The sequence below is a fragment of the Streptomyces sp. NPDC004065 genome (assembly GCF_044903565.1).
Taxonomy (GTDB): domain Bacteria; phylum Actinomycetota; class Actinomycetes; order Streptomycetales; family Streptomycetaceae; genus Streptomyces.
This window is the reverse complement of the sequence record NZ_JBJDQT010000017.1, coordinates 126,912-139,847: the sequence shown is the minus strand read 5'-3', so window position 1 is coordinate 139,847 and position 12,936 is coordinate 126,912. Positions and strand designations below refer to the sequence as shown.

The 12,936-nt window shown below is 75.6% G+C and carries 9 protein-coding genes; 4 read left to right on the top strand and 5 right to left on the bottom strand.

What is annotated here, in order from left to right; genetic code table 11:
- Position 1: 1 nt before the first annotated feature.
- A complete protein-coding gene (locus ACI2LW_RS19450) occupies positions 2–1,027 on the top strand; it encodes a hypothetical protein (RefSeq protein WP_404732436.1) in 1,026 nt (341 codons plus the stop codon).
- A gap of 73 nt (positions 1,028–1,100) precedes the next feature.
- Here the strand turns inward: ACI2LW_RS19450 and ACI2LW_RS19445 are convergent, their stop codons facing one another.
- The 4 genes from ACI2LW_RS19445 to ACI2LW_RS19430 all read right to left on the bottom strand — a co-directional run bounded on the left by ACI2LW_RS19445 (position 1,101) and on the right by ACI2LW_RS19430 (position 7,047).
- Complete coding sequence (locus ACI2LW_RS19445) at positions 1,101–2,633, bottom strand: phytoene desaturase family protein (RefSeq protein ID WP_404732435.1); 1,533 nt, start codon at positions 2,631–2,633, stop codon at positions 1,101–1,103.
- A gap of 500 nt (positions 2,634–3,133) precedes the next feature.
- A complete protein-coding gene (locus ACI2LW_RS19440) occupies positions 3,134–3,763 on the bottom strand; it encodes a TetR/AcrR family transcriptional regulator (RefSeq protein WP_404732434.1) in 630 nt (209 codons plus the stop codon).
- A 61-nt stretch (positions 3,764–3,824) separates the two neighbouring features.
- On the bottom strand, positions 3,825–5,909 hold the full coding sequence (locus tag ACI2LW_RS19435; RefSeq protein ID WP_404732433.1) for a YhgE/Pip family protein: 2,085 nt from the start codon (positions 5,907–5,909) through the stop codon (positions 3,825–3,827).
- Positions 5,881–7,047 (bottom strand): ATP-binding cassette domain-containing protein, encoded by a 1,167-nt coding sequence (locus tag ACI2LW_RS19430; protein ID WP_404732432.1) that lies wholly within the window; start codon positions 7,045–7,047, stop codon positions 5,881–5,883. The genes ACI2LW_RS19435 and ACI2LW_RS19430 overlap by 29 nt, the downstream gene beginning before the upstream one ends.
- Positions 7,048–7,208: 161 nt before the next feature.
- On the opposite strand from ACI2LW_RS19430, the gene ACI2LW_RS19425 reads away from it, so the two are divergent.
- From ACI2LW_RS19425 to ACI2LW_RS19415, 3 genes are all read left to right on the top strand, one after another.
- Positions 7,209–7,784 (top strand): SAV_6107 family HEPN domain-containing protein, encoded by a 576-nt coding sequence (locus tag ACI2LW_RS19425; protein ID WP_404732431.1) that lies wholly within the window; start codon positions 7,209–7,211, stop codon positions 7,782–7,784.
- Positions 7,785–7,986: 202 nt separating this feature from the next.
- Complete coding sequence (locus tag ACI2LW_RS19420) at positions 7,987–8,808, top strand: methyltransferase (protein ID WP_404732430.1); 822 nt, start codon at positions 7,987–7,989, stop codon at positions 8,806–8,808.
- 359 nt (positions 8,809–9,167) lie between these two features.
- Positions 9,168–9,560 carry a DUF3040 domain-containing protein gene (locus ACI2LW_RS19415; protein WP_404732429.1) on the top strand — a complete coding sequence of 131 codons (393 nt, stop codon included), beginning with the start codon at positions 9,168–9,170 and terminating at the stop codon, positions 9,558–9,560.
- A gap of 959 nt (positions 9,561–10,519) precedes the next feature.
- Here ACI2LW_RS19415 and ACI2LW_RS19410 read toward each other — a convergent pair.
- Positions 10,520–12,904 carry a DUF3488 and DUF4129 domain-containing transglutaminase family protein gene (locus tag ACI2LW_RS19410; RefSeq protein ID WP_404732428.1) on the bottom strand — a complete coding sequence of 795 codons (2,385 nt, stop codon included), beginning with the start codon at positions 12,902–12,904 and terminating at the stop codon, positions 10,520–10,522.
- Positions 12,905–12,936 lie beyond the last annotated feature (32 nt).

Here is a 12,936-nt window from a genome sequence, read left to right as displayed (position 1 = left end):
CATGGGCTGGACGGTCCTCTACATCGCATTCGGTATCGTCGCGCTGTGGTTGCTCGGCGAGGTGCTGCTGCAGTACAAGGCACGCCTGCGCTGGCGGCTGCTCGCCTTCGTCGGGTTCCTCGGCGTGGTGCTCGGCGTGCTCATCCCGTCCGTCGTCGTCATCGGACTGGGCGCCGCCGCGTTCGCGGTCGGCCAGACCTACGTCACGCTGTCCTTCCGCCGCGGCTTCGCGGCGGGCTGGGCGGTCCGCCACCCGGCCCCGGCCGAGGAGGGCGCCAAGCGGCGCCGCGGCAGGGGCGAACGCCACGAACCGGCCCTGGAGGTCTCCGGCCTCGAGGCGCACGACGACCCGGGCGCCCCGGCGGGCCAGGACTCCCCGCGCGGCCGGGACGGCCTGACGTCCTACGGACTCGACGACGACTACGACCGTGACGACGTCTTCGCCCCCTCCGCCTCCGCCACCCAGGGACGGGGCGCGGGCACGCCCATGACCGGGACCACCGCCGTCTACGAGCCGCAGCCCCTGCCCGACGACACCGGCTCCTACGGCGTCTACGGCGCCATCGCCGAGCAGTCCGGCACCCAGTCCTCCTACGCGGGCGCGGCCCAGCCCCAGGACCAGTACGCCACCGCCGCCCAGGGCGCCGACCAGTCGTACGGCTACGACTACTCCGCCTACGGGCAGCAGAGTTACGGCTACGACGCCACCGGCCAGCAGCAGTACGCCGGCTACACCGACCCCTACGCCGGCACCCAGACGTACACGGGCACCCAGACCTACGGCGACGGCTCCTACGACGGCTCCTACGGCGGCCAGCAGGACTACCCGCAGCAGGGCTACGCCCAGGACCCGTACGCCACCGGCGGATACGGCGGCCAGACCCCGGCCGGCGGGGTGTGGGTGCCGCAGCAGCGCAGCGACGACACCTACGGCGGCGAACTCCCGCCGGAGCAGCAGTCCTACCCGTACCAGGGCGGGCAGCAGGCGCAGCAGGGCACGGGCTTCGACGAGCAGTACCGTTTCTGACGAGCAGTACCGTTTCCGGAGCCGGAGCCGGAGCCGGAGCCGTGACCGGGGCCGGTGCGCCCGGCGGCCCGGCTCACCGCGAACCGCGGAACTCCGGCCCCTCCACGACGAGTCCGGCCACCAGCGCGCCCGACATGCCCGCGTGCGGCAGTCCGCCCCCCGGATGCGACCAGCCGCCGACGGTGAACAGCCCGCCGACAGCGGTGGAGTTCGCCGGGTGCAGCAGCCGCCCGCCCGCCGCGGCCAGCGCCGGCGCGGGAACGGCGCCGCCCTCCGCGCCCGTGGCCCGCGCGATGTCCGCCGGGGTGCGGACCTCGTGCCACAGCAGACGCTCGCGCAGCCCCGGCACGGCACGCCCGGCGGCGTCGATCATCCGCTCGGCCTGCCGGCCGAACTCCTCCGGGCCGGCGCCCGCCCCGTGACCCGCCGGCCCGTCCGCCCGCGCCGGGACCGTCGCCGTGAGCGTGACGGCCTCGTGCTCCGGGTCCGGGACCAGCGCCGGATCGTCCGGGCGCAGCACCGTGACCGTGGGCCGTGCGGGCATCCGCGGGGACGGGCCGAAGAGGGCGTCCAGCTCGGCCCGGCGGTCCTCGGTGTGCACGACCGTGCGGTGCGCCGTGCCCCCGGGCCGTCCGCCGCGCAGCGCCAGCAGCACCACCAGCCGGCTGGTGGACTCCGGCTGCGGCGGCACCCCGTCCGCGCCCCTCGGCGCCGTACGCCCGGACGTCAGGCGGGCCAGCGCGCCGGGCGCCACACCGGCGACCACGAAGTCCGCCTCGGCCACCTCGCCACCGGCCAGTTCGACACCGGCCGCCCGGCCGTCCTTCTCCACGATCCGCGCGACCTCGGTGCCGAACACGAAGGACACCTTGCGGGCCACGCACCGCTCGTGCACCGCGCGCGCCAGCTCGCGCAGGCCGCCGCGGACGTACCAGGTGCCGAAGGCGTGCTCCATGTACGGCAGCACGGCCGCGCTCGCCGGAGCGGTGCGCGGATCGAGGCCGTACGCGAGCGCGTGGCTCTCCAGCAGGGCGGCCAGGCGCGGATCGCGCAGCTCCCAGGCGCCGGTCTCGGCGAGGGTGCCGGCGCGGCGGGTGCGCAGCAGACGCCGGTGCGGCACCGCCGGATAGGGCTCACGCTCGGCCAGCACCTGCCAGTTGGGCCACAGCGGCTCCTCCAGCAGCGGTCTGCGGGTGCGGTCCCACGCCTCGCGCGCCCGCACCAGGAAGTCGCCCCAGCGCTGTCCGGCGCCGGCGCCGAGCGCCTCGTCCAGGGCGGAGACTACGCCCGCCCGGGAGGCGTTCGGCAGGGACACCGCGGTGCCGTCCGCGAAGACGTGCCGCGCCGACGGGTCGACCTGGACCAGCTCGACCTCCTCCTCCAGCGGGGTGCGGCCGGTCTTGACGAACAGGTCGCGGTAGACCGCGGGCAGCGGCAGCAGCCCGGGGCCGGTGTCGAAGGCGAAGCCGTCCCGCTCGAAGCGGCGCACCGCCCCGCCGTACGTCTCGTCCCGCTCGTACACCGTCACCCGGTGGCCCGCGACGGCGAGCCGGGCGGCGGCCGCCATCGCGCCCAGTCCGGCGCCGATCACCGCAATCCGTGCCATGCCCGCGACTTTAGCGACCACCGCCGACAAGCCCGGCCGCGACCCCGTGACCAGTGGTGTTCCGTCCGCCACGGGGGCGCACCGGGGATGAGCACGCAGAGCTGAGTATCCGTACCTAGCCGACGAGATGAGTACGCGCGCGGATGGGGGCGGCCCCGCGCGGACGGGACAGTGGTGACACGGAAAGGGGCACGGCGCCGGCACCGCCGACACGGGGCGGCGGAACGGCGCGGCCCCGGACCGCTCCTTCCGCCGGCCCAGGTCGGCGGGAGCGAGACACGGGGGAACCCGGGAACGACCGACGGGGGCCCGACAGGGGGAAACGGGAAACGGGGGACACGGGAAACGGGGGAAACGGGGGATCGGGGGAGCACGAGGAGGCGCCGGTGTGCGGTGGCCCGCGGGGGACGCGGCCACGGCGCACCGGCGCCTCCTCGTGCGCGTGATGGGGGCGGACCGGGGGCCCCTTCCGCGCGTTACGGAGAGTGGGGCGGCGGTCCTCAGCGGACGCCGCTCACCCGCCCCTGCAGCAGCCTCGACAGCGCGGCGTGCACGTCGTCCAGGGAGCGCTCGGGCTGGAAGGACTTCCAGTCCAGCGCGGCCACCAGCACCATCCCGACCAGCGCCGCCGCGGTCAGCGGGACGTCGATCTCCTCGCTGAACTCGCCGCTCGCCACGCCCTCGCGCAGCACGCCCTCCACGACCGCGACCGCCTCCTGGCGCACCACCATGAGCGTGGACTGCCAGGCGCGGTTGGTGCGCCACAGCTCGGCCACGTACAGCTGGGTGAAGGCCGGATAGCGGTCGATGAACACCAGACCGGCCCGGATCATCGCGTCCAGGGCGTCGACCCGGCCGCCGCCCTCGCGTGCCGTCCGCTCGGCCGCCTCCTTCAGGGAGGCGGTGAGCAGGCCCACGCCGTGCCGCAGCAGTTCCTCGAAGAGGACCGACTTGCTCGCGAAGTTGTAGTAGACCGTGCCCTTGGCGACCCCGGCACGCTCGGCGATCTCGTCCACCGTGGTGGCCGAGAAGCCCTGCTCGGCGATGAGCGTGACGGCGGCCTCGTAGAGCTTCTGCCGGGTGGCCTCGCGGCGGGGCCGGCCGGCCGGCGCGGCGCTGGTGCTTTCCATGGCCCCGATTGTCACAGCAACCGCCTCCGGGCACGTACGCAAGGGGAGGTCACCGACGGCGTCACAGGCTCAGCTCCGGGTGCAGCCGGTCCAGCGTCCACACCTGCCGGCGCCGCGCCGCCAGCGCGGTCAGCGCCAGCGAGGCCGCGGTGAAGCCCGCCAGCACCGCGCAGGCCAGCCACACCGGGCCCAGGCCGCCGCCCGTGATCAGCCTCCTGAGGGCGCCGACGATGTAGCTCATCGGCAGCAGGGGGTGAAGGGCGCTGAAGAAGCCCGGACTGGTCTGCACGGGATACGTACCGCCCGCGGAGGTCAGCTGGAGCATCAGCAGGGCCAGCACGAGGATCCGGCCCGCCGGGCCGAAACGGGCGTTCAGCCACTGCACGATCGCGCCGAAGCACGCCGCCACCAGGAACAGGAAGGCGACCGTCCCGCCCGCGCGGGCCATCTCCAGGCCGATCGCCCAGTGCAGCACCGCCATCAGCGCCGCGGTCTGCAGCACCCCGACGACCACCACCGGCAGCCAGCCCGCGAGCGCGATCCGCCAGGAGGAGGCGCCCGCCGCCAGCGCGCGCCGGTTCATCGGCGCGATCAGCATGTACGCCACCATGGCGCCCACCCACAGCGACAGCGGGATGAAGTACGGGGCGAATCCGGTGCCGTAGTTCGGCGCGTGGTGCAGGTCGCGGGAGGCCAGCTGCACCGGGTCGGCCATGACGCCGGTGCGCCGGTCGCGGTCCTCCTTGCCGTAGTCCGGGATCTGCCGGGCGCCGTGGTGCAGCCCGCCGGCGAGCCGGTTGGAGCCGTCGGCCAGCTTGTACATGCCGCCGTTCAGCGTCTCGGCCCCGGTCTTGAGCCGGCCGACGCCCTCGTCGAGGTCCGCCGCGCCGTCCTTGGCCGTACCGAGCCCGGCGTGCAGCCTCTTCGCACCCGCGGCGACCTGGCCGGCGCCCTTGTTCAGCTTGTTGATCCTCTTGACGGCGTCGTCCAGGTCCTCGGACAGGTGCGGCGCGTGGTCCGCCAGCGCCTGGGCCTGCTTCTGCAGGGTGGCCAGGTGCCCGTCGAGCTTCTTCAGGTCGCCGTCGTTGTCCGCGATCAGCGTGTTGACGTCGTCGGCGATCGTCGCGACGTCCGCGGCGGCCTGCTTGGCCTTCTTCAGGTCCGCGCAGGCGGCGTCCGGCAGCACGGGCTGCTCGCAGCGCCGCGCGTAGACGTCGTCGAGCAGGGCGGAGGCGGTGTGGGCGCCCTTGGCGGCGGCCGGTGCCCTTTCCACCAGCGTGTCCAGGTTGTGGCGGATCGCCTTGGCGGAGTCGGCCACCAGCCGGGCGGTGTCGCCGATGGTCCGCTCGTTGTCCTTCAGGAAGGGGCCGGCCTTGGCGTCGATCGCGTTGACCTTGTCGGCGAGCGCCTGCGTGCCGTCGGCGACCTGCCGGGAGCCGTCCTCCAGCGAGCCGGCCCCCGTCCTGAGCTTCGTCAGGCCCTTGCTGAGCTTGCCGGAGCCCTTCTCGGCCTCGGCCAGCCCGTCGGCGAGGTCCTTGGAGCCCTTCTCGGCCTTGCCGATGCCGCCGGTGAGCTTGTCGGCGCCGTTGGCCGCCTTGACCGTCTGGCCGTGGATGTCGGAGAACGAGATGAAGATCCGGTCCAGGAAGGACCGGGACGCCTTGGTGGAAGCGGCGGTCCGCACCTCGTTGAACACCGTCTTGGAGATCTGCCCGACGATGTAGTTGTTGGCGTCGTTGGTGCGGACCTGCAGGGCGCCGGTCTCGGGGGAGTCGCCCGCACTGGAGGCGATACGGCTGCTGAAGTCGGCGGGCATGGTCAGCGACAGGTAGTAGGTGCCGTCCTCGACGCCCCGGCGGGCCTCGTCGGCGCCGACCCGGTGCCAGTCGAAGACCTCGCTCTTGAGCAACCCCTCGGTGAGGTCGTCCCCGGCCGTGATCCTCCTGCCGCCGGCCGTGGCGCCCTTGTCGTCGTTGACGAGCGCCACCGGGATGCGGTCCAGCCGCCCGTACGGGTCCCAGAAGGACCACAGGTACAGGGCTCCGTACAGCAGCGGCAGCACCAGCAGCGCCACCAGGGCGGCGCGCGGCAGCCGCCCCCGCCCGAAGCGCCTCAGCTCAAGAGCGGCCAGTTTCGGCGAGCGCATCGGCCGCCCCCTTCTCCTCGTCCTTGCCGCGAGCCGCGTCCTCCGGCGCGCCGGTGCGGTCCCCCGCTTCGCCGGTGCGGTCTCCCGCTTCGCCGGTGCTGTTCTCCGCCCCGGCGGTGCGGCTCTCGGCCTTCCCGGCAGGGTTCTCCGCCCCGGCGGTGGGGCGTTGGGTCCGGCCGGTGCCGCCTTCCGCCCCGCCGGGGCGGGTCGCTTCCTCGCCGGCCGTGGTCTCCGCCTCGCCGGTGCGGGTCGCTTCCTCGCCGGCCGTGGTCTGCACCCCGCCGGGGCGGGTCGCTTCCTCGCCGACCGCGTTCCCCGCCCCGCCGGTACGGCTCCTGGCCTTCCGGGCGCGGCCCTTCGATCCATCCGCGCGGTCGCCGTTCGCCCGGCCGGCGCGGCCCTTCGCCCCGTCGGCGCGGTCGCCGTTCGCCGGGTCGGAGGCCCTGTCCGCGCAGTCGCGGGTGGAGACCACCACCGCGTCCCGCGGGGCCTCGCTGCAGGCCGCGAGCACCGTCGTCCCCGACTCGGCGATGGACCGCAACAGAGCCCAGACCTCGGCGCGTTCGGCGTCCGACAGCTTGAAGTCGGCGTCGTCGACGGCGAGCAGCCGGGGCCGCGCCATGAGCGCCAGGGCGATGGAGAGCCGCAGCTCCTCCAGCCGCTCCAGGTCCCGTACTGCGGTGCGCGCGCCCTTCGGCAGCGAGGCGGTGTCCAGCCCCGCGGCGGCCAGCGCGGCGTCGATCAGCAGCTTGCCCTCGGCCCGCTGCTCGGCCCGGGGCCGCAGCAGCCACCGCAGCGAGGCCCCGAACCTGCGCTGCAGCAGGGCCCGTTCGCGCAAGTGCTCGCCGACGGTCAGGGCCGGTTCGAGGTCGGTGACCCCGGTGACGTTGGCGAGCTGGCTCGCCCGGCGCAGGGCGGACATGTGCCGGGGCGGTGTGAAGCCGCCCACGGTGGCCACTCCTTCCGTGGGCCTCATCCGCCCGGTGAGCGCGAGCAGCAGGCACGTCCGGCCGGAACCGGACGGGCCCTCCACCGCGATCAGCGACCCGGGCTCCGCGTCGATGCCGATGCCGCGGAAGGCCCAGCCGCGGGGCCCTCGCAGTCCGAAGTCGTGGGCCACGACGCCGAGACCGTCCACGGCTCCCCCCTCTGGAAATTTTGAACTGACTGGTCAGTGCAAAAACTACCCCGAACTTGCGAGCGAGGCAAAACCCCAGGTCAGAACGGATTGTCAGTGCCATACCCCACGATGAGGACATACGGCACCTGTGCCGTGACACAGACGACAGGAGGTTCGTCATGGCCCACTCGTCCGCAGCCGCCGCCCGCCGGCGCCGCGCCACCGGCCCTGCCCCCTCACTGACCGGCCCGGCGAGCGACGTGCACCCCGTCCTGCGCCGCACCACGGCCCCGCCCGCCGCCCTCGACCTCCTCGCCCAGGCCCGCGCCGGCCTCGACGAGGCCACCGTCCTCGAGACGCCCAACGAGCGGTACGCCACCGCCCACCTCGCCGCCCTGCGCACCGCCGCGGCCGTACTCGCCGCCCGCGGCCGGCCGGAGCCCACATCCCGGCGCCGCGCCAGGATCCGGAGCGCCTGGGAAGTGCTCCCCGAGATCGCGCCCGAACTCACCGAGTGGAGCGCGCTGTTCGCCTCCGGAGCCCGCCGCCGCGCCCTGGCCGAGGCGGGGATCCAGGGCGCCGCCGGCCGCCGAGACGCCGACGACCTGATACGGGACGTGGCGATGTTCATCCGCCTCGTCGAGCGCATGCTCGTCCTCCAGCCCGTGCTGCCGCAGCCCCGCCAGGACACGGACGGCACGGACCCCTCCCCCCGCGCGCCCCGCGCCCCGCGCGGCATGCCGGACGCGGGCTGACCGGCCCGCCGTACGGCTCCGGGGCGCCCCGCCGCCAGGGCGGGGGCACGCCCGGTCCCGGGCACGGCCGGGCGGCGCACAGCGGGAGGAAGGCAATAGGGTGGAAGGCGCCTGAAGCCCTCCCTTTCCTCCCGGGAACGGGAAGGCAGCCCGATCGCCCCGCCGTGCACAGACGCGGTGCCGCCTCGAGGAGTCAACTGCCGTGTCGGACCCGATGCGCCCGCCCGTCTCGCACCACCGGCCGACGCCGCCGCGCTCCGAGCCCTCCCGGCCCCGCGCCTCCCTCCGTACGGCCGTGGTCTGGGAGGTGCTGCAGGACGCCCTGGACCGCCGGGTCAAGGCCACGGGCCGCGAGTCGCTGGACGTCCTCGACACCGGCGGCGGCAGTGGCAACTTCGCCGTGCCGCTCGCCCGCCTCGGCCACCGGGTCACCGTGGTCGACCCCAGCCCCAACGCCCTGTTCGCCCTGGAGCGCCGCGCCGCCGAGGCCGGCGTCGCCGACCGGGTGCGCGGTGTGCAGGGCGACGCCCACGGCCTGTTCGACGTGGTCGAGCGCGGCGGCCAGGACGTGGTGCTCTGCCACGGCGTCCTGGAGTACGTCGACGACCCCGCCGAGGGCGTGCGCAACGCGGTGGCCGCCCTGCGCCCCGAGGGCGTCCTCAGCCTGCTCGCCGCCGGTCTGGGCGGCGCCGTGCTGGCCCGCGCCCTGGCCGGCCACTTCAAGGAGGCCCGCCATGCCCTGGCCGACCCCGACGGGCGCTGGGGCGAGGGCGACCCGGTGCCGCGCCGCTTCACCGCCGAGCAGCTCACCGCCCTGGTCGAGGGCGCCGGTCTGCGGATCGGTGCGGTGCACGGCGTACGGGTCTTCGCCGACCTGGTGCCCGGCGTCCTGGTCGACACCGAGCCCGGCGCCCTGGACGCCCTGCTGAAGCTGGAGGCCGCGGCGGCCGAACTGCCGGCCTTCCACTCGGTGGCCACCCAGCTCCACGTCCTGGGCGAGCTCCCGCCGGCCGCCTCCGCCTGACGGCCGCGCGGCACCGCCGCCGGCCCGGGCGTGAGGCGGACCCCGCGGACCCTTCCGCGGCGCTGAGCACGGCCGGGGCCGGCACCCGTGCGAGGGGGGTCCCGCAGGCCACCGGGCCGGGGGATGGGGAGTACGCCACAGCCCGCCCGATCTCCGCTTCCGGGCCGTATGATCGGGGGTGACCGTCCGGCATGACGGGTCGGCCGCCGGGGAAAGGAAGCCTCAGTGAGCCGGGTCGTGCATGGCGGATTCCGGTTGGCCAATTGGCGCAGAGGGGCGGGTTTCACGGGGGCGATTCCCTGCCTATCCTGAAGGGACCCCCCCGGTCGCCCCGGCGACTGCACGATGAGGAGGACTCCGTGCCGCTCTCGGAGCACGAGCAGCGCATGCTCGAGCAGATGGAGCGAGCGCTGTACGCCGAAGATCCCAAGTTCGCGTCGGCGCTCGAGGGAAGCGGGCTGCGTACGTACACCCGGCGGCGGGTCTACCAGGCGGCTGCGGGCTTCCTCGTGGGTATCGCGCTCCTCATGGCAGGTGTGATCGTCCAGCAGATCTGGGTGAGCGTGGTGGGCTTCCTCGCCATGCTGGGCTGCGCCGTGCTGGCCGTGACGGGCTGGCGCAAGGCACCCAAGCCGGGCGAGCAGGCCGTGGGCGGTCCGCACGCCCGCCGGCAGGCCCGGCCCAAGCGCTCGATGATGGACCGCATCGAGCAGCGCTGGCAGCGCCGCCGCGACGAACAGGGCGGCCGCTAGCCGGGCTCGCTCCAGCACCTCTGGTTTCGCGGAGGGGGTGACCACCGACGGTGGTCACCCCCTCCCGCATGTCCGCGACCCGCCCGCCCGGCCGACCGGGCACCATGAGGTCGACCAGAACCCGGGAAGCCGGTGGGCTGGAGGAGGTCCGGCGGGAGGGGAAGCCGGCCGGTGGAGCGGAAGGCCGCCCGGGGCGCGGGGCGAACCCCGGGCGGCCGGTGCGGGGGCGTGGTCCCCGCCGGGGCGCAGGGGGGCGCAGCCCCCCGCCTGGGGTGCAGGGGCGAAGCCCCGCCGGGGTGCAGGCGGCGTGGCTCCCGCCTGGGGTGCGGGGGGCGCGGCCCCCGCCGGGGTGCAGGGGTGGAGCCCCGCATGGGGTCCGGGGCGCAGCCCCGTGACGGCAACTCCTCGCCCCAGCGAGTCGGGCGGGCCGGATGGGGCAAAGGGGGGGTGCGGGGGGCGCGGCCCCCGCCGGGGTGCAGGGGTGGAGCCCTGCATGGGGTTTGGGGTGCAGCCCCGTGACGGCAACCTCTTTCCCCACCGAGTCGGGCGGGCCGGATGGGGCAAAGGGGGGGTGCGGGGGGCGCGGCCCCCGCCGGGGTGCAGGGGCGGAGCCCTGCATGGGGTCCGGGGCGCAGCCCCGTGACGGCAACCTCTTTCCCCACCGAGTCGGGCGGGCCGGATGGGGCAAAGGGGGGTGCGGGGGGCGCAGCCCCCTGCCGGGGTCCCGGGGCGGAGCCCCGGGGACGGTGCCCCTCATCCCACCGAGTCGGGCGGGCGGGTGGGCAAAGCGAACGGGGGCGCGGGGGGCACAGCCCCCCGCCGGGGTCCCGGGGCGGAGCCCCGGGGACGGTGCCCCTCATCCCACCGAGTCGGGCGGGCGGGTGGGCAAAGCGAACGGGGGCGCGGGGGGCCCAGCCCCCCCCCGGGGCCCCCGGGGCAGAGCCCCGGGGACGGACCCCTCACCCCACCGAGTCGCGCGGCCGGCTGGGCAGAGGCAGGCGCACCGCCACCCGGCCCCGCACCGCCGCCCACCACGCGGAAACCCCCCAGACCACCCGTGCCGTGGACCGCGGCGCCAGCGCCGCCCGCAGCCGGGCCCCGCGGGACACCGCACCCCGCAGGCCCTCGGTCACGCGGCGGACGTCGTCGGCGAGCCCCGCCACCGGACGCGGCCGCGGCGCGTAGAGGACCTGCTCGACGGCGTCGGCCAGCCGGTGCGCCGAGGCGGCGGCCGCCGGGTCGAGGCGCCCGAGCCGGACGATCCGGCCGGCGGCCCCGCGCGGCGTCTGCGACTCGTCCGGCGGGATACCGAAGTCCCAGGCGGTGTCGGTCAGTTCGAGCCAGACGGCCAGGGTGTGCGACACCACGTCCGCCTCGCCGCGCCCGTGCGCGCCCAGCCGGACCGAGCGCGTGCGCCGGCGCCACAGCAGGGGCGACAGGGGCAGGACCAGGACGGCCAGGCCGCCCAGCGCCCAGCCCGCGGCCGTGTACCACGGGGGGCCGCCGTCGCCGCGGGGCAGCGCGGCCTGCGCGGACGGGACGCCGCACTCCTGAAGCCGCCGGAGGTCCGGCGAACAGCTCTGGCTCGCCGACGGCGCCGTGGAGGGCGCCGTGCTCGCCTGCTGGGACGGCACGGCCGGGTCGGGCAGGGCGGTGCCCGGGGTCTCGGACCGGGTGTAGGAGGGCGTCGTACCGCGGGTCGGGGTCGGCTCGAAGCGGGTCCAGCCGATGCCCTCGAAGTACAGCTCGGGCCAGGCGTGGGCGTCCTTCAGCCCCACCGTGACGGTGCCGTCGGCCTGCGGGGAGCCGGGCGCGAAGCCCACCGCGACCCGGGCGGGTATGCCGAGGGTGCGGGCCATCGCCGCCATGGCGAAGGAGTAGTGCACGCAGAATCCGCGCTTGTCCTTCAGGAACCTGGCGATCGCCTGGGAACCGCTGCCGACCTCGACCTGGGTGTCGTACTGGAAGCCCCCGTCGACCGTGAACCAGTCCTGGAGCTTGACCGCCTGCTCGTAGTGGTTGGCCGCCCCCGCGGTGACCGAGCGCGCGGTGGCCGCGACGACTCCCGGCAGCGCCTTGGGCACGTGGGTGTACTCGCGCCTCAGGGCCGGCGGGGGAGCCGCGGCCGTGGCGAGCTGCTGCGCGGTCGGCTGCACATGCAGGCTCCTGACCTGGTACGTCAGCCCGCGCGTGTTCTGCCCGTGGTCGCCGACGAGGGTCATGCCCACGGGTTCGTAGCGCCAGCTGCCCTCGATCCGCACACCGCTCGGCGGATAGGGCATCGGCAGCCAGTCCTGGGCGTACCAGTCGGCCGCCGAGACCGTGGTGGTGACCTCGGTGCGCGCGATCTCGCCGCTCAGGCCGGCCGGGGTGGGGAACGGGTCGGGCACGCCGACGATGTGCCGCTGGGACGGCTTCCAGGTGGTGCCGTCGAAGTCGTCCAGGGACACGATCCGCAGATACAGGTCCGAGGTGTCGGCGGAGTCGGTGCGCAGGGTCATGACCGTGCGGTCCTGGTCCACGTTCAGGCTGTCGCGCAGCGACACCAGCGGGTTCACCGCGGAGATGGTGCCGCCGCCCCCGGCGCCCGTACCGGCGCCCGGCCCGGCGGAGTCGAGCAGGCCGCCCCGCAGGGAGGGCAGGGCCAGCGGCACGACGAGGGCGACCCCCAGCGCGAAGGCGCCGATGCGGCGCCCGGTGCGCACCGGCGCCACCGCGCCGCCGGGCTCGCCGCCCGGAGCGCGTGCCGCGCCGCCGAAGACCCGGCCCCACTGCGAGAGCCGGTCGCGTCCCTCGGCCAGCAGCAGCATCAGATAGCCGGCCGACGCCACCAGGAACCACAGCCAGCCGGTGCCGCCGTCGGACAGGCCCGCGGCGACCGAGTACAGGGCGAGCAGCGGCAGGCCGGCGGGGGCCGCGCTGCGGAAGGTCACCGCCAGGGTGTCCACGATCAGGCCGATCAGCAGCACCCCGCCGACGAGCATCAGCCGGATGCCGTCGGTGAGCGGGGCGGGTATCGCGTACCGGCCGACGTCCTCGCCGCCCTGCCGCAGCAGCTCGGCCAGGTGCCGGACGGCGTCCGGGCCGGGCACCAGCCCCAGCAGGGCCTGCCGCCGGGCGAACACCAGGGTCAGCAGCACCAAGGTGACCAGGGCCTGCGCCCCCACGGTCAGCGGCCGCGCCAGCGGCACCCGGCGGGCCGCCGCACCGACCCCCGACTGCACCGTCAGCATCAGCGTGACCTGCACGATCCAGGTGGCGGACGAGACCAGGGGCAGCAGCGCGCACGCCGCCATCAGCGTGGCCGCCGCCGCACACAACGCCAGCCGGCTCCGCCCGCTCATCCGGCCCCCTCCGAAGTCGTCGCACCCTTGCC

Bases quoted from the DNA above. Each gene is read 5' to 3' on its own strand.
- ACI2LW_RS19435 (WP_404732433.1), bottom strand. From the start codon at position 5,909: ATGCGCTCGCCGAAACTGGCCGCTCTTGAGCTGAGGCGCTTCGGGCGG.
- ACI2LW_RS19445 (WP_404732435.1), bottom strand. From the start codon at position 2,633: ATGGCACGGATTGCGGTGATCGGCGCCGGACTGGGCGCGATGGCGGCC.
- ACI2LW_RS19410 (WP_404732428.1), bottom strand. From the start codon at position 12,904: ATGAGCGGGCGGAGCCGGCTGGCGTTGTGTGCGGCGGCGGCCACGCTG.
- ACI2LW_RS19450 (WP_404732436.1), top strand. From the start codon at position 2: ATGGGCTGGACGGTCCTCTACATCGCATTCGGTATCGTCGCGCTGTGG.
- ACI2LW_RS19440 (WP_404732434.1), bottom strand. From the start codon at position 3,763: ATGGAAAGCACCAGCGCCGCGCCGGCCGGCCGGCCCCGCCGCGAGGCC.
- ACI2LW_RS19425 (WP_404732431.1), top strand. From the start codon at position 7,209: ATGGCCCACTCGTCCGCAGCCGCCGCCCGCCGGCGCCGCGCCACCGGC.